Genomic DNA, 16,618 nt, shown 5'->3' with positions numbered 1-16,618 from the left:
CGGTTACGAAGCCGGGCACAGTCTATAGAAGCGTCAACGCCGCGCACATTAACCCTTGGTCGCGTCGCCGGCTACTTTTGCCTGCGACATCGCGCCGCGGCGTTGCGCAAGATTACTGCTTTTGTCCGGCAAACAGGCGATCAAACGCGCGGTTGCTGCGTGTGACGAAGCCTGTATCGGCGCGAATCACAAAAAATGCGGCGATATCGTGTTTTTCTGCGTAGTCCCAGCCGCGCTTGGGGCCAAGGATCAGCAACAGGGTCGATAACCCATCGGCCATCACGGCCGCTGGATGAATCACCGTGACCGAGGCCAGCCCATGCTCGACAGGTCTGCCGGTGCGGGCGTCGAAGGTGTGGGAATAACGCTGCCCATCGCGCTGGAAATAATTGCGGTAGTCGCCGGAAGTCGAAACCCCATAACCGTCGACGGCTATGACCCGCTCGGCCACCTGTCGGTCGTCCCGCGGCTCCTCCAGGGCTATGCGCCACGCCGAACCATCGGGTTTCCTGCCGACCGCCTTGAGTTCGCCCGTGGCTTCGGCCAGGTAACTGTCGATGCCCATTTCCGCGAACCTGGCGGCAATCCGGTCCACTGCGTAACCGGCGGCGATGCTGTTGAAATCCACCTCGACCGCTGCGTCCTTGCACAACTGGTCGCCCTCGATACGCAGATGGGTATAGCCGACCCGCTGCCGCGCCTGCGCCAGTGCCTCATCACTCGGCACCGCCTCCCCGCGCCCCTGCGGGCCGAAGCCCCAGAGATTGAGCAACGGCTCGACCGTCAGATCGAAGGAGCCCAGGCTGTCCCGCGACAACCGCTGGCCCACCTCGATCAAGCGCAGGACCGCCGCCGGCATCGCCTGGCAGCTATTGGCCGGCAGATCGTTGAAGCGTTCGATGTCCGAGTCGCTGCGATAGGTCGACATCTGTCGATCGATCTGCGCGAGTATCTGCTCGACCTCGGCCTGCACCGCACTCGGTGCAGCCAGGCCTGCCCACCTCACGTACTTGATCGAGTAGGTGCTGCCCATGGTCGGGCCGCCGAAGCTTTCCAGCGAGTCGCCCCGATCACATCCGGCCAGGACCATGACCAAAACGACAGGAACCCACCCTCGCACCCAAGATCCACCCAGCAAGACTTCGCCTCCCGACACTCGATTTCCCTCTCGGCAGTCGCCGATCAGGGCGGGCCATTATGCGGCAGCCACCGCGGATTTGATGCAGGCCGAACCCAGCTCATCGCGAGCTGCTCCTGCGGGTTTGTTCAGCGAACTGGCTGGCAGTAAATCCCAAGCCTTCCATCCATTTAGCAAGCAAGCTAAGAGTTTTTGTTGCCTCGGCAGACTCATACACATATTGTTACAAACTGTCTGATCTGCAGCTTAGCCGCTCCAGATCGTACAGCCAGGACGGGTAACGACCAGGGATTGCTATCAAAATAGCCAAAGTGAGTGAATAAAATGTCCACGACCACGGGCAAAGGCAAGGCGATCTTTCGCGTTGTCAGCGGCAACTTTCTGGAGATGTTCGACTTCATGGTCTACGGCTTCTATGCCACGGCCATCGCCAAGACCTTCTTCCCTGCCGACAGTGCTTTCGCGTCATTGATGCTGTCGCTGGCGACCTTCGGCGCCGGCTTCCTGATGCGCCCACTGGGTGCGATCTTTCTCGGCGCCTATATCGACCGCCATGGCCGCCGCCGGGGCCTGATCATCACCCTGCTGCTCATGGCCGCGGGTACCGTGCTGATTGCCTGCGTCCCGGGCTATGCCACCCTCGGCGTCGCCGCGCCATTGCTGGTGCTGCTCGGCCGCTTGCTGCAAGGCTTCTCTGCCGGGGTGGAGCTGGGAGGCGTCTCGGTTTACCTGGCGGAAATCTCCACCCCGGGCCGCAAGGGCTTCTTCGTCAGCTGGCAATCGGCGAGCCAACAGGCCGCCGTGGTATTCGCCGGACTGCTGGGCGTGGGCCTGAATCATTGGCTGAGCCCGGAGCAAATGGGCGACTGGGGCTGGCGCGTGCCGTTCCTGGTGGGCTGCATGATAGTGCCGGCGATCTTCATGATCCGTCGCTCGCTGGAAGAAACCCCGGAGTTCCAGGCACGCAAGCATCGCCCTACCCTGCAGGAAATCATCCGCTCCATCGGCCAGAACTTCGGCATCGTCCTGGCCGGCATGGCGCTGGTGGTGATGACCACCGTGTCCTTCTACCTGATCACCGCCTACACCCCGACCTTCGGCAAGGCCGAGCTGCAGCTGTCGGACCTCGACGCACTGCTGGTCACCGTGTGCATCGGCCTGTCGAACTTCTTCTGGCTGCCGGTGATGGGCGCCGTCTCGGACAAGGTCGGGCGCAAGCCGCTGCTGCTGGCGGCAACTGCCCTGGCAATCCTGACGGCTTACCCGGCACTGTCCTGGCTGGTGGCCAACCCGAGCTTCAGCCACCTGCTGATCGTCGAGCTGTGGCTGTCCTTCCTCTATGGCTCCTACAACGGCGCCATGGTGGTGGCCCTCACCGAGATCATGCCGGTGGAAGTACGCACCACCGGTTTCTCCCTGGCCTACAGCCTGGCGACCGCCACCTTTGGCGGCTTCACGCCGGCAGCCTGCACCTACCTGATCCATGTGCTGGACAACAAGGCGGCGCCGGGTATCTGGCTCAGCGGCGCGGCGGTGCTGGGCCTGATCGCGACCCTGGTGCTGTTCCGCGGCAATCGCCACGAACTGCGCAGCGCACAGGCGGCGATAGCCGATGGCGCCTGACAGGACGCTATCGCGAGCAGACGCCACAAACAAAAACGCCCCGACAAGTCGGGGCGTTTTCATGTGCGGCTACTAAGCCTTAGCGCGGGAATGCAGGCGGGTTCACACCAGCCATGTCTTCCATCACGCGAACCACCTGGCAGCTGTAACCGAATTCGTTGTCGTACCAGACGTACAGAACAACGCGGTTATCCTGGGTGATGGTCGCTTCAGCGTCCACCACACCAGCGTGGCGCGAGCCGACGAAGTCGGTGGAAACCACTTCCTGGGAATTGACGAAGTCGATCTGCTTGTGCAGATCGGAGTGCAGCGCCATGTAGCGCAGGTACTCGTTCATCTCTTCACGGGTAGCAGCTTTCTCAAGGTTCAGGTTGAGAATGGCCATTGACACGTTTGGCGTCGGAACGCGGATCGCGTTACCGGTCAGCTTGCCGGCCAGCTCAGGCAGGGCCTTGGCAGCAGCGGTGGCAGCACCGGTCTCGGTGATCACCATGTTCAGCGCGGCGCTACGGCCACGACGATTGCCCTTGTGGAAGTTGTCGATCAGGTTCTGGTCGTTGGTGTACGAGTGAACGGTTTCGACGTGACCGTTGACGATGCCGAACTTGTCGTTCACGGCCTTGAGCACCGGCACGATGGCGTTGGTGGTGCAGGAAGCAGCGGAAACGATCTTGTCGTCAGCGGTGATGTCAGCGTGGTTGATACCGTGAACGATGTTCTTCAGCTTGCCTTTGCCAGGCGCGGTCAGGACGACGCGGTCGATACCCGGGCAGGCCAGGTGCTGCCCCAGGCCATCGGCGTCGCGCCATACGCCAGTGTTGTCCACCAGCAGTGCGTCTTTGATGCCGTACTGGGTGTAGTCCACCTCGGTCGGGTTCTTCGCGTAGATAACCTGGATCAGGTTGCCGTTGGCGGTGATTGTGTTGTTGGTTTCGTCGATGGTGATGGTGCCGTTGAACGAACCGTGTACCGAGTCGCGACGCAGCAGGCTGGCGCGTTTGGTCAGGTCGTTCTCGGCGCCTTTGCGCACCACGATGGCACGCAGGCGCAGTCCGTCGCCGCCACCGGTTTTCTCGATCAGGATGCGCGCCAGCAGACGGCCGATACGACCGAAGCCGTACAGGACCACGTCGGTGCCTTTACGGGGCGAAGCGTTTTGCTGGCCAACCACATCAGCCAGCTCTTCGCGAACGAATTGCTCGGCGGTGCGGCCATTGCCTTCGTTGCGGAATTTGAACGCCAACTTGCCCAGGTCCACCGAAGCCGCGCCGAGCTTGAGCTCGCTCATGGCCTTGAGCAGTGGGAATGTTTCGTGGACGGAGAGTTCGCTATCGTCGCAAGAGCGATGGCGAGCAAAGCGGTGAGCTTTGAGAATCGCGATGACAGACTGGTTGATCAGGCTGCGGCCATAGATCGAACTCACCACATTGTTATTGCGGTAGAGCTGACCGATAAGCGGAATCATCGCTTCTGCGAGCGCTTCACGGTCGATCCATTCACCAAGACACTGGTCGGGCTTCTGAGTCACGGGAACCTTCCACATGTAGGGGCTGAAAAAAGGGGCTACATTATGCAGCCGAGTCCCCTGCGTAGCAATGCGCGCCTGTCGCGCAGAACGTAACAAAACTCCATCCAGAAAAAACACGCCCCGCTCCAGCCCAGTAAATACGCGGGTTTCAGAAAGGCCTCATTTTGCGCGGCAACCCAGCGTTGTCTGTAACCCTCCGTAACACCGCCCCAATTCGGCACTACATTTCCTGCCAAAAAACGCGTTTTTTTGTCATAACCACTACATTTCCCGCAACCGCCTAATAGACACATCAGCAACTGACAGCCGGCATGCCGGACCGCTACAATTACCGACTTTGTCGCAACGCTGGAGCTCAACCTTCCGTGCCCGTTCTGCGTCTACCGCAACTCCCTGCCGCCGCCGGCAAACAGCACTGGGGCAATCTGCCCGGTGCCGCCCTCAGCCTGGCCATTGCCGAGGCTGCCAGCGCCGCCAAGCGCTTCACCCTGCTGCTGACCGCCGACAGCCAAAGTGCCGAACGGCTGGAGCAGGAGTTGAGTTTCTTCGCCCCGGGTTTGCCCGTGCTGCACTTCCCGGACTGGGAAACCCTGCCCTACGACCTGTTCTCGCCGCACCAGGACATCATCTCCCAGCGGATCGCCAGCCTGTACCGGCTGCCGGAGCTGGAGCACGGTGTGCTGGTGGTGCCGATCACCACGGCCCTGCATCGCCTGGCGCCGACCAAGTTCCTGCTGGGCAGCAGCCTGGTGCTGGACATCGGCCAGAAGCTGGATGTCGAACAGATGCGCACCCGCCTGGAAGCCAGCGGCTATCGCTGTGTCGATACGGTCTACGAGCACGGCGAGTTCGCGGTGCGCGGCGCCTTGATCGACCTGTTCCCGATGGGCAGCAAACTGCCTTATCGCATCGACCTGTTCGACGATGAAATCGAGACCCTGCGCACCTTCGATCCGGAAAACCAGCGCTCCATCGACAAGGTCGATTCGGTGCGCCTGCTGCCGGCGAAGGAATTCCCGCTGCAAAAAGAGGCCGTCACCCGCTTCAAGGCTCGTTTCCGCGAGCGCTTCGACGTCGACTTCCGCCGCTGCCCGATCTTCCAGGACCTGAGCAGCGGAATCACCCCGGCCGGCATCGAGTATTACCTGCCACTGTTCTTCGAAGACACGTCGACCCTGTTCGACTACCTGCCCCAGGACACCCAGGTGTTCTCCCTGCCGGGCATCGAACAGGCGGCCGAGAACTTCTGGAACGATGTGCGCAACCGTTACGAAGAACGCCGCGTCGATCCGTCCCGTCCTTTATTGCCGCCCGCCGAGTTGTTCCTGCCGGTGGAAGACTGCTTCGCCCGCCTGAAAAGCTGGCCGCGGGTAGTCGCCAGCCAGCAGGACATCGAGGCCGGTGGCGGCCGCGAGCGCTTCCCGGCGCAGACCCTGCCCAACCTCGCCATCGAAGCCAAGGCCAACCAGCCGCTGGCGGCCCTGGCGAACTTCCTCGACGAGTTCTCCGGACGCGTGCTGTTCACCGCCGAATCCGCCGGGCGCCGCGAGGTGTTGCTGGAGTTGCTGGAGCGCCTGAAGCTGCGGCCGAAGACCGTCGACAGCTGGCCGGACTTCGTCGCCGGCAAGGATCGCCTGGCGATCACCATCGCGCCGCTGGACGAAGGCTTGCTGCTGGACGATCCGGCCCTGGCGCTGGTGGCCGAAAGCCCGCTGTTCGGCCAGCGCGTGATGCAGCGCCGGCGCCGGGAAAAACGCGCCGACGCCAACAACGATGCGGTGATCAAGAACCTCACCGAGCTGCGCGAAGGCGCGCCGGTGGTGCATATCGATCACGGCGTGGGCCGCTACCTGGGCCTGGCCACCCTGGAAATCGACAACCAGGCCGCCGAATTCCTCACCCTCGAATACGCCGAGGGCGCCAAGCTTTATGTGCCGGTGGCCAACCTGCACCTGATCGCCCGCTACACCGGTAGCGACGACGCCCTGGCGCCGTTGCACCGCCTGGGTTCGGAAACCTGGCAGAAGGCCAAACGCAAGGCCGCCGAACAGGTGCGCGATGTCGCCGCCGAGCTGCTGGACATCTACGCTCGCCGCGCGGCCCGCGAAGGTTATGCCTTCGCCGACCCGAAAGCCGACTACGCCACCTTCAGCGCCGGCTTCCCGTTCGAAGAAACCCCCGACCAGCAAACCACCATCGAAGCGGTGCGCGAGGACATGCTCGCGGCCAAGCCGATGGATCGACTGGTCTGCGGCGACGTCGGCTTCGGCAAGACCGAAGTGGCAATGCGCGCGGCCTTCATCGCCGTGCACGGCGGCAAGCAAGTGGCGATCCTGGTGCCCACCACCCTGCTCGCCCAGCAGCATTACAACAGCTTCCGCGACCGCTTCGCCGACTGGCCGGTGACCGTGGAAGTGATGAGCCGCTTCAAGTCCGCCAAGGAAGTGAATGCCGCGGTGGCCGACCTGGCCGAAGGCAAGATCGACATCGTCATCGGTACCCACAAGCTGTTGCAAGACGATGTGAAGATCAAGAACCTCGGACTGGTGATCATCGACGAAGAACACCGCTTCGGCGTGCGCCAGAAAGAACAGCTCAAGGCCCTGCGCAGCGAGGTCGACATCCTGACCCTGACCGCCACGCCGATTCCGCGCACGCTGAACATGGCAGTGTCGGGCATGCGCGACCTGTCGATCATCGCCACGCCGCCGGCCAGACGCCTGTCGGTGCGCACCTTCGTCATGGAGCAGAACAAGAGCACGGTCAAAGAGGCCCTGCTGCGCGAGCTGCTGCGCGGCGGCCAGGTCTACTACCTGCACAACGATGTGAAGACCATCGAGAAATGCGCCGCCGAGCTCGCCGAACTGGTGCCGGAAGCGCGCATCGGCATCGGCCACGGGCAGATGCGCGAACGCGAACTCGAACAGGTGATGAGCGACTTCTACCACAAGCGCTTCAACGTGCTAATCGCCTCGACCATCATCGAGACCGGCATCGACGTGCCGAGCGCCAACACCATCATCATCGAACGCGCCGACAAGTTCGGCCTGGCCCAGCTGCACCAGTTGCGCGGCCGGGTCGGCCGCAGCCACCACCAGGCCTACGCCTACCTGCTGACGCCACCGCGCCAGCAGATCACCCCGGACGCGGAAAAGCGCCTGGAAGCGATCGCCAATACCCAGGACCTTGGTGCCGGCTTCGTGCTCGCCACCAACGACCTGGAAATCCGTGGCGCCGGCGAACTGCTGGGCGATGGCCAAAGCGGCCAGATCCAGGCGGTGGGCTTCACCCTTTATATGGAAATGCTTGAGCGCGCGGTGAAAGCCATCCGCAAGGGCGAGCAGCCGAACCTCGACCAGCCGCTGGGTGGCGGTCCGGAAATCAACCTGCGCCTACCGGCGCTGATTCCCGAAGACTACCTGCCGGATGTGCACGCGCGGCTGATCCTCTACAAGCGCATCGCCTCGGCCACCGACGAGGACGGCCTGAAAGACCTGCAAGTGGAGATGATCGACCGCTTCGGCCTGCTCCCGGAACCGACCAAGAACCTGGTGCGCCTGACCCTGCTGAAACTGCAGGCCGAGCAACTGGGCATCAAGAAGGTCGACGGCGGCCCGCAGGGTGGTCGTCTCGAGTTCGCCGCCGATACCCCGGTGGACCCGCTGGCATTGATCAAACTCATCCAGGGCCAACCCAATCGCTACAAATTTGAAGGCGCCACGCTGTTCAAATTCATGGTGCCGATGGAACGCCCGGAAGAACGCTTCAACACATTGGAGGCGCTGCTCGAGCGCCTCACCCCGAAAACTGCTTGAAGGACGCCCCATGCGCCTGTTTCGCTCACTGACCTTGCTCCTGACCCTGGTCGCTCCCTCGGCGTTTGCCGACATGTATCAGGTCGAAATGATTCTGGTCCGGCAGAACGCGGTTCCCGCCATCGTCAGCCGCGCCGCCCCCGAAGACTGGGCCGCCGGCGCCCAACGCCTGGGCGCCGACAGCCAGCGCACCCCGGCGCTGGGTAGCGTGGTGGAGAAACTCACCGCCAGCGGCGACTACAGCGTGCTGATGCACAAGGCCTGGCAGCAGGCGCTGGACGAAAACCCGGTGAAAATTGCTGTCAGCGAAGGCCAGGAACAGTTCGGCCAGTTCCCGATCGAGGGCACCCTGACCCTCAAGCTCGGGCGCTTCACCGATGTGGATGCGCAGTTCTGGGTCAACCAGATCGACAGCAACGGCCTGGTGACCGCCAGCGAACGCCTGAAGCAGGAAAGCCACACCAAGAACGGCCAGCTCAACTACCTCGACAATGGTCACCTGGCCCTGCTGATCAAGATCACCTCGCTGTCGGCCCCCGCGCCGCGCGAGGCACCTCCTGAAATCGTGGACTGACAGAAGTCCCTATGCCCCCGACCCTGACCAAACCCCTGGCACCTTCCTGGGTCAGCCGATTCAAGGAGCAAGCCCTGGAGCGTGGCCGCCGCTACGCCCTGGAGAACCGCGTCAGGATCGTCCAGGCCGGCGGCAGCGTCATCACCGCCAGTTGCGAAGGTTCGGGGGGCAACGTCTATCGACAGACCATCAGCCTGCGCGAGTCGGCCAAGAACACCTTGCTGATGGTCGAAGCCTCCTGCACCTGCCCGGTGCGCAGCAATTGCAAACACATCGCCGCGGTGCTGCTGAAAATCGAGGAAACCCTGGCCTACCCGGCGGCAGCGAAAGACGCCGAGCTGCTGGAAAAGCTACAGGCCGTGTTGGAAAACCGCAGCCCCGCCCCGCTGCCGCAACAGATAGTGGACAACGTGCAGCCGGTACCCCGGCTGTGGCTGGCCAGCATCGAGTTCAGCGCCTTCGAACCGCGCAACGGCAAGATGCAGCGCTACATCCAGCACCGTGCCGCGCTGTCGTTCAGCTACCTGGAGGAATACGTCAGCGGGCAGAAAAACGCCGATGTGCTGATTCGCCAGGAACACCAGACCCTGCGCATCAAGCGCCAGCCGGAAGTCGAACAACGCTATCGCGAACAGTTGCGGGCCTTGGGTTTCAAGATCGCCACCCGGCAGAGCAAGGCCCTGCCGGAAAGCGCCGGCGAGCTGTATGAAATGGTCAACGACAGCGCCTGGCTGACCTTCACCCTCAACGAATTGCCCAAGCTACGCAGCCAGGGCTGGGAGCTGCAGATCGACGACGACTTCGGCTTCGACCTGACTGCCGTGGACGACTGGTACGCCACGGTGGACGAAGCGCCGGGGCGCGACTGGTTCGACCTGGAACTGGGCATCATCGTCAACGGCGAGCGCCTGAGCCTGCTGCCGATCCTGCTCAACCTGATGCGCTCCCATACCGAGATTCTCAACCCGGAACGCCTGGCCAAACGCCGGGACGACGAGCTGATCCTGGTGAACATTCCCGGGCGTCCCAACTCGCCCAACGGCCCCCTGCAAGTGGCGCTGCCCTACGGCCGGCTGAAGCCGGTGCTGGCCACCCTCGGTGAGTTCTATCTACAGGAGCCCGGCGAAACCACGCTACGCCTGAGCAGTGCCGACGCGACCCGCCTCAATCCGCTGGAAGACCTGCCCCTGCTCTGGGAGGGCGGCGAACATATCCGCTCCTTCGCCCAACGGCTGCGAGATATCAAGGATTACTCTGCCCCCGCACCAGAAGGTCTGAACGCCACCCTGCGCCCCTATCAGCTCGAAGGCCTGAGCTGGATGCAGTCCCTGCGCCAGCTGGAAGTCGGCGGCATCCTGGCCGACGACATGGGCCTGGGCAAAACCCTGCAGAGCCTGGCCCATGTGCTCAGCGAAAAGAACGCCGGCCGCCTGGACCGGCCGTGCATGGTGGTGATGCCCACCAGCCTGATCCCCAACTGGCTCGACGAGGCGGCGCACTTCACGCCACAGCTCAAGGTTCTGGCCCTGTATGGCGCCGGCCGCAAGAAGCACTTCCCCCGGCTGGCCGACTACGACCTGATCCTGACCACCTATGCGCTGCTGCCCAAGGATGTCGAGCAGCTCGCCACCCTGCCCCTGCATGTCCTGGTGCTGGATGAGGCGCAATACATCAAGAACCCGTCGAGCAAGGCGGCCCAGGCTGCGCGCGCGCTCAATGCACGGCAGCGCCTGTGCCTGAGCGGCACGCCGCTGGAGAATCACCTGGGCGAGCTGTGGTCGCTGTTCCACTTCCTGCTGCCCGGCTGGCTGGGGGACGTGAAGAGCTTCAATCGCGACTACCGCGTACCGATCGAAAGGCACGCCAGCGAAGTGCGCCTGCAGCACCTCAACGGGCGGATCAAGCCCTTCCTGTTGCGTCGCACCAAGGAACAGGTGGCCACCGAGCTACCGCCCAAGACCGAGATCATCCATTGGGTGGAGCTCAATGAAGCCCAGCGCGATGTGTACGAAACCATGCGCCTGGCCATGGACAAGAAAGTCCGCGACGAGATCACTCGCAAAGGCGTGACCCGCAGCCAGATCATCATTCTTGAAGCGCTGCTGAAACTGCGCCAGGTGTGTTGCGACCTGCGCCTGGTCAACGGGGATGTGGTGCCGACGCGAGGCAGCACCTCCGGCAAGCTCGACAGCCTGATGGAGATGCTCGAGGAGCTGTTCGACGAGGGGCGACGCATCCTGCTGTTCTCGCAATTCACCTCGATGCTGAGCCTGATCGAGGCCGAGCTGAAACGGCGCAATGTCGCCTATGCCCTGTTGACCGGGCAGACCCGCGACCGCCGCACGCCGGTCAGGGACTTCCAGAGCGGCAAGCTGCAGATCTTCCTGATCAGCCTGAAAGCCGGCGGCGTTGGCCTCAACCTGACCGAAGCCGATACCGTGATCCACTACGACCCCTGGTGGAACCCGGCCACGGAAAACCAGGCCACCGACCGCGCCTATCGGATCGGCCAGGAGAAGCCGGTGTTCGTCTACAAGTTGATTGCCCGCGGTACGGTGGAAGAGAAAATCCAGCACCTGCAACAGGAGAAGTCCGACCTGGCGGCGGGCGTGCTGGATGGGCGCAAGGCCGGGGACTGGAAGCTGCAGAGCGAAGACATCGAAGCCCTCTTCGCCCCGCTGCCCGACAAGAAAGGTGGACGCTGATCCTGTAGCCGCTGGCGCAGCCTTCACCAGCGGCTACAGGCTTGCCGCCAGGACCCGCGCCAGCGTCGACTTCACCTTGCCCATGCCGTCCTGCAATGCCTGTTCGATCTCGGCCATGGTAATCACCGTCGCGGACTTGCCCGCCGCCGGGTTCACCACCAGCGCCAGGCAGGCGTAATCCAGCTCCAGCTCACGGGCCAGCGCCGCTTCCGGCATGCCGGTCATGCCGACGATGTCGCAGCCGTCACGCTCCAGGCGGGCGATCTCCGCCACGGTTTCCAGACGCGGGCCCTGGGTGCAGGCGTACACACCCTGGCTGCTGAATTCGCATCCTTCGGCCTCCAGCGCGGCGATCAATTGCTGGCGCAACGACTCGCTGTAGGGATAGCTGAAGTCGATGTGGGTGACCTGCTCCAGGTCGTCGGCAAAGTAGGTGTGCTCGCGACCGCTGGTGTAGTCGATCAGTTGATGCGGCACGCAGAAATGCCCGGAGCCCATCGCCGGATGAATGCCACCCACCGCGTTGACCGCCAGGACCGCCTCGGCACCAGCCTGCTTCAACGCCCAGAGGTTGGCCCGATAGTTCACCTGATGCGGCGGGAAGCGATGCGGATGGCCATGGCGCGCCAGAAACAACACCTCGCGCCCGGCGTATTCACCCAGCTGGATATCCGCCGACGGAGCGCCATAGGGGGTATCCAGGGGCAAGGATTGACGAATGCTCAAGCCTTCGAGCCGGGTCAGGCCGGTGCCGCCGATAATTGCGTAAACCGTCATCGCAAAGACCCTTAGTCGATCAGTTGAGCATCCTTGAGTGCGCCGAGCGCCACCAGCCAGCGCGGATCCTGACGATAGTCGGTGCAGGCGAACGCCTGGCCACGCATCCGCGCGATACGCGCCGACGGCGTCACTTTCAGACGTTGGGCCGCGCTCAAGGCCAGCTCGGCCGCTGCCCGGTCGTTACACACCAGGCCCATGTCGCAACCGGCCGACAGCGCCGCTTCGATCCGGCTCGCCGCATCGCCCACCACATGCGCACCGGCCATCGACAGGTCGTCACTGAAGATGACGCCGTCGAACTGCAATTCACCGCGCAGGATCTCTTGCAGCCAACGACGGGAGAACCCGGCCGGCTGGGCATCGACCTGAGGGTAGATGACGTGGGCCGGCATCACCGCCGCCAATTGCTTGCTCAGGCGCGCGAAAGGCACCAGGTCCTTGGCGCGAATCTCGTCAAGGCTGCGCTCGTCATTGGGGATCGCCACGTGGGAGTCCGCCTCAGCCCAGCCGTGACCGGGGAAATGCTTGCCCGTGGCCGCCATGCCGGCGCTGTTCATGCCACGGATAAAGGCACCCGCCAGCAACGCGGCGCGCTCGGGGTCGCCCTCGAAGGAACGGGTGCCCACCACGGCGCTGCGCTGATGATCGAGGTCCAGCACCGGCGCGAAACTCAGGTCCAGGCCGACGGCCAGCACCTCGGTGGCCATGATCCAGCCACACTGCTCGGCCAGGTACTCGGCATTCGGGTTATCGGCGATAGCACGCATGGCCGGCAGCCGCACGAAGCCCTGGCGCAGGCGTTGCACGCGACCGCCCTCCTGGTCCACCGCCAGCAGCAGGTCCGGGCGAATCGCCCGAATGGACGCGCTCAGCTCACGCACCTGCCGCGGATGCTCGATATTGCGGGCAAAGATGATCAACCCACCCACTTCGGGCTGGCGCAGGAGTTGGCGATCTTCAGCTGTCAGCCAGGTACCGGCGACATCCACCATCAAGGAGCCTTGCAGGCCTGTGGTCATAGCAATTCCTTAGTAACGAAGTGCGCACACGGCATCGCAAAGGGTGCTGGCGTGGCGCGGACGCACGAGTCCATTGCCGGCGGCAGAGCCCGGCAAGCGACGGTCGGCGAAGGGTGTGAAGAGAGGTGGGAAACGAGAGTCGACATGGGCGGCTAGCTTAGCGGATGTAAGCTGCCGCGCCCACCCGGACGGTCAGGCCTTGGCGACCGCCGGAGTCGATTTGCTGCGTGGCTTGAGCTGCGCCGCGGCCATGGCATCGTCGGTGACGCCGGTTTCAGCACGCATGCCGGCCGCGAGGAACGGCACCATCAGGCGCATTACCTGCTCGATCGAGGTATTGACCCCGAAGTCAGTCTCGGCAATCGCACGCAACGCCTTGATCCCCGACATGCTGAATGCCGCCGCCCCCAGCATGAAGTGCACACGCCAGAACAGTTCGATCGGTGGAATGCGTGGCGCGGCTTCGTTGACCAGCAGCATGTAGCGGCGGAATACCTTGCCGTACATGTCTTCCAGATAACGCCGTAGGTGCCCCTGGCTCTGGCTGAAGGCCAGGCCCAGAAGGCGCATGAAAATGGACAGGTCATTGCCGCTGCGAGGCTGGACCACCAGGGCCTGCTCGACGAGGATTTCCAGCAGCTCTTCGAGGCTTGGCTTGCTGTCCGGCTTGGCCGAACGCCGCTCCAGCTCACGGTCGAGGCTGATGCAGAACGGCCCGAGGAAGCGCGAGAACACTGCCTGGATCAAAGCCTTCTTGGAACCGAAATGATAATTCACCGCCGCCAGGTTGACCCCGGCCTTGCTGGTGATCAGCCGCAATGAGGTTTCGGCAAAACCTTTTTCCGCGAACAACTGCTCGGCAGCATCGAGAATGCGTTCAACGGTTTCCGACTGGGCCATGGCTACTCCGCCTGACAAACACTTGTTTGAAACATACGTTTCAGCCCCAGCCTTGTCAAGCCTGCCTGTCCGTTTTGCGGCCGGTCAGTCAGCTATTTAACCATACCTACCGCATCCTGTAGCCAGCCACGCGACACCAGGCAGGCGCAGCGGCGACTCGACCGTCCAGCGGCGACTGGAAAAAGGAGGATTGCCAAGCGCCATTCACTGTATATAATTCCAGTCACTGTATAAAAAGACAGAGCGATCGATATGCTAAAACTGACGCCACGCCAAGCTGAGATTCTGGCTTTTATCAAACGTTGCCTCGAAGACAACGGCTACCCACCGACCCGCGCGGAAATCGCCCAGGAACTGGGTTTCAAATCGCCCAACGCCGCCGAAGAACACCTCAAGGCGCTGGCCCGCAAGGGCGCGATCGAAATGACTCCAGGCGCCTCCCGCGGCATTCGCATCCCGGGGTTCGAAGCCAAGCCAGACGACTCCAGCCTGCCCATCATCGGCCGGGTTGCCGCCGGTGCGCCGATCCTCGCCGAACAGCACATCGAAGAGTCCTGCAACATCAACCCGGCCTTCTTCCATCCACGCGCGGACTACCTGCTGCGGGTTCACGGCATGAGCATGAAGGACATCGGCATCTTCGATGGCGACCTGCTGGCCGTGCACACCACTCGCGAGGCCCGCAATGGCCAGGTCGTCGTCGCCCGCATTGGCGACGAAGTCACCGTGAAACGCTTCAAGCGCGAAGGCAGCAAAGTCTGGCTGATTGCCGAAAACCCTGAGTTCGCCCCTATCGAAGTCAACCTGAAAGATCAGGACCTGGTGATCGAAGGCTTGAGTGTCGGCGTCATTCGCCGCTAAAGGAGGCTCTATGCAGTTCCCTCACACACCACAGCATGCACAACTGCCACTGTTCGAAGCCTTCATGGCCCAACCTCTGGCGCCTATCCTCAAAGAGGTAGTCGAATCGCCCTGGAGCAACGAACCGGAAGCCTTCAGTGAATTGTCGTTACGCGGTGCCGCCGGGAACTGCCTGAGCCTGCTGGCGCCGATTCTCAGGGAACTGAGCCAGGACCAGGACGCGCGCTGGCTGACATTGATTGCCCCGCCGGCAAGCCTGACCCAGGCTTGGTTGCGGGATGCCGGCCTGAATCGCGAACGGATCCTGCTGCTGCACCCGCGCGGCGCCCAAAGCGCGCAACAGCTGGCTTGCGAGGCTCTGCGCCTGGGACGTAGCCACACCGTCGTCAGCTGGCTCAATCCGTTGAACAGCAGCGCCCGTCAGCAACTTATCAGCGCAGCCCGCACGGGCGACGCACAAAGCCTGAATATTCGTCTGGGCTGACCGCTAGAAGCGTCGATGGACACGCTTGAATGACACAAGGCTTCTCCAGGATTGAGAAGCCGAAAGGAGGCGACGAACGACAGCAAAAAACCGACAAACGGACTCAGTGAAGAATCCGCGGCCCCTCTTCCTTCTCCAATTCGCCTTCAACCAGGCGACCCGCCATCTGCACACCCACGCTCAACATGGCCTTGGCCACCTCGACATGCTGGCCTTGCAAGAAGGCTTTGGCATCCTCTGAAAAGTCCAGAGTGACCAGAGAACCCTCGTCCTCAGCCCTGCGCAGCTCGATACGACCGTCTGGCAATTCGACAATTTCTAGAAAGGACGTTGGCATAAAGGTCTGTTCTCCACGAAAGGCCGGGATTATATCAGTCATCACCCCGACCTCGCGCGGGCCCGAACGGTTTTCTTTATTTGCCCGGGGTTACGAGCAGGCATTTGTCACAGAAATTCGGTTTGCAATCAGAACTGGCAGCGGCTTCCTTATCGGAAAAACCGCGTAATGACCTGTTTCGTGTTGATGGCGCACTGACCATCGAGCCCGGGAACATCTGGACGCCGTTGTTGAACGCCTACTCATCCTTGAATGGTGGGGTCGTACCAGCACTCAACACTCATTCAGACCGTCACGGAAGCGTATAGCCAAAGCCTTGAGGTTCTGACGCCATTGCTCCAGCTCTTCCCGGCTCAGCTCCGGCGCCTGCTCTTCTTCATCGAGGTTCACTGCGACGATCAGCGGCTGGGTAACATCGCCCTTGGGTTTATGCGGCACTCGCGGTGGCTGGAACATCGCCGAATGGGCAGCCAGCAGCTTCGCCAACCAGGTTTCCGGGTTATGGGCCAGCTCCACCAACTCAGCCAGCTCAGGGATGGCGATGCTTTCCAGCACCTCGCGGGTCAGCAGCAGCTCGGCACGGGGCGCATTGGCCTGCGGGAGGCGATAGAAGCCAGCAATCTCGTGACACAAGCCAAGCAGCGCGCCGTACAGATGAAACAACACCGATTCTCGCCCTGCCTGCACCAGCGCCTGAGCATTCATTGCCCCACCCGCTTCGGCTCGCGCCAAGGCTTCCAGCGACAGGCCAGCGAAGTAAATTTTCTGGTTGGTACGGGTATAGAGTTCGTGGGCCATGACGGCAATCTCCACAACGAATAGATAACAGCGGGCTGGCCGTACAGTGTCGTGGA

At 62.6% G+C, this 16,618-nt stretch carries 13 protein-coding genes; 6 read left to right on the top strand and 7 right to left on the bottom strand.

The features are described 5' to 3' along the window. Positions 1 to 112 precede the first annotated feature (112 nt). Positions 113 to 1,090: an FAD:protein FMN transferase gene (locus tag H0I86_RS09715; protein WP_180924842.1), complete on the bottom strand. Its 978-nt coding sequence runs from the start codon at positions 1,088 to 1,090 to the stop codon at positions 113 to 115. Between the two features lie 372 nt (positions 1,091 to 1,462). On the opposite strand from H0I86_RS09715, the gene H0I86_RS09710 reads away from it, so the two are divergent. Next, positions 1,463 to 2,761 (top strand): MFS transporter, encoded by a 1,299-nt coding sequence (locus H0I86_RS09710; RefSeq protein ID WP_180924841.1) that lies wholly within the window; start codon positions 1,463 to 1,465, stop codon positions 2,759 to 2,761. Between the two features lie 79 nt (positions 2,762 to 2,840). Here the strand turns inward: H0I86_RS09710 and H0I86_RS09705 are convergent, their stop codons facing one another. Beyond that, complete coding sequence (locus H0I86_RS09705) at positions 2,841 to 4,304, bottom strand: glyceraldehyde-3-phosphate dehydrogenase (RefSeq protein ID WP_180924840.1); 1,464 nt, start codon at positions 4,302 to 4,304, stop codon at positions 2,841 to 2,843. Between the two features lie 350 nt (positions 4,305 to 4,654). Here H0I86_RS09705 and mfd point away from each other — a divergent pair, with 350 nt between their 5' ends. Genes mfd through H0I86_RS09690 form a run of 3 tightly spaced genes read left to right on the top strand, consistent with a single transcriptional unit; the run spans position 4,655 to position 11,383 of the window. Further along, positions 4,655 to 8,104 carry a transcription-repair coupling factor gene (mfd, locus tag H0I86_RS09700; protein ID WP_180924839.1) on the top strand — a complete coding sequence of 1,150 codons (3,450 nt, stop codon included), beginning with the start codon at positions 4,655 to 4,657 and terminating at the stop codon, positions 8,102 to 8,104. Positions 8,105 to 8,114: 10 nt separating this feature from the next. Further along, positions 8,115 to 8,678, top strand: coding sequence for a CsiV family protein (locus H0I86_RS09695; protein ID WP_180924838.1), 564 nt, complete (start codon positions 8,115 to 8,117; stop codon positions 8,676 to 8,678). An 11-nt stretch (positions 8,679 to 8,689) separates the two neighbouring features. Further along, the gene (locus tag H0I86_RS09690; RefSeq protein ID WP_180924837.1) at positions 8,690 to 11,383 is read left to right on the top strand and encodes a DEAD/DEAH box helicase; all 2,694 of its coding nucleotides are present in this window, start codon (positions 8,690 to 8,692) and stop codon (positions 11,381 to 11,383) included. Between the two features lie 33 nt (positions 11,384 to 11,416). Here the strand turns inward: H0I86_RS09690 and H0I86_RS09685 are convergent, their stop codons facing one another. The 3 genes from H0I86_RS09685 to H0I86_RS09675 form a co-directional block, all read right to left on the bottom strand. After that, positions 11,417 to 12,160: an S-methyl-5'-thioinosine phosphorylase gene (locus H0I86_RS09685; RefSeq protein ID WP_180924836.1), complete on the bottom strand. Its 744-nt coding sequence runs from the start codon at positions 12,158 to 12,160 to the stop codon at positions 11,417 to 11,419. Between the two features lie 11 nt (positions 12,161 to 12,171). Then, a complete protein-coding gene (nagZ, locus tag H0I86_RS09680; RefSeq protein WP_180925811.1) occupies positions 12,172 to 13,170 on the bottom strand; it encodes a beta-N-acetylhexosaminidase in 999 nt (332 codons plus the stop codon). 204 nt (positions 13,171 to 13,374) lie between these two features. After that, positions 13,375 to 14,082 carry a TetR/AcrR family transcriptional regulator gene (locus H0I86_RS09675; RefSeq protein WP_009047966.1) on the bottom strand — a complete coding sequence of 236 codons (708 nt, stop codon included), beginning with the start codon at positions 14,080 to 14,082 and terminating at the stop codon, positions 13,375 to 13,377. A gap of 252 nt (positions 14,083 to 14,334) precedes the next feature. Between H0I86_RS09675 and lexA the strand changes: the two genes are divergently transcribed. Both lexA and sulA read left to right on the top strand, forming a co-directional pair. After that, the gene (lexA, locus tag H0I86_RS09670; protein ID WP_007921301.1) at positions 14,335 to 14,943 is read left to right on the top strand and encodes a transcriptional repressor LexA; all 609 of its coding nucleotides are present in this window, start codon (positions 14,335 to 14,337) and stop codon (positions 14,941 to 14,943) included. Between the two features lie 10 nt (positions 14,944 to 14,953). After that, complete coding sequence (sulA, locus tag H0I86_RS09665; protein WP_007921302.1) at positions 14,954 to 15,427, top strand: SOS-induced cell division inhibitor SulA; 474 nt, start codon at positions 14,954 to 14,956, stop codon at positions 15,425 to 15,427. 103 nt (positions 15,428 to 15,530) lie between these two features. On the opposite strand, the gene H0I86_RS09660 is transcribed toward sulA, so the two are convergent. Both H0I86_RS09660 and H0I86_RS09655 read right to left on the bottom strand, forming a co-directional pair. After that, the gene (locus H0I86_RS09660; protein WP_009042980.1) at positions 15,531 to 15,764 is read right to left on the bottom strand and encodes a hypothetical protein; all 234 of its coding nucleotides are present in this window, start codon (positions 15,762 to 15,764) and stop codon (positions 15,531 to 15,533) included. 273 nt (positions 15,765 to 16,037) lie between these two features. Beyond that, positions 16,038 to 16,562 carry a DUF6586 family protein gene (locus H0I86_RS09655; protein ID WP_009047965.1) on the bottom strand — a complete coding sequence of 175 codons (525 nt, stop codon included), beginning with the start codon at positions 16,560 to 16,562 and terminating at the stop codon, positions 16,038 to 16,040. Between the last annotated feature and the right edge of the window lie 56 nt (positions 16,563 to 16,618).

It is taken from the genome of Pseudomonas chlororaphis subsp. aurantiaca (genome assembly GCF_013466605.1).
Taxonomy (GTDB): domain Bacteria; phylum Pseudomonadota; class Gammaproteobacteria; order Pseudomonadales; family Pseudomonadaceae; genus Aquipseudomonas; species Aquipseudomonas chlororaphis_I.
The sequence above is the reverse complement of the archived record's forward strand: the minus strand, read 5'-3'. Positions and strand labels throughout refer to the sequence as shown.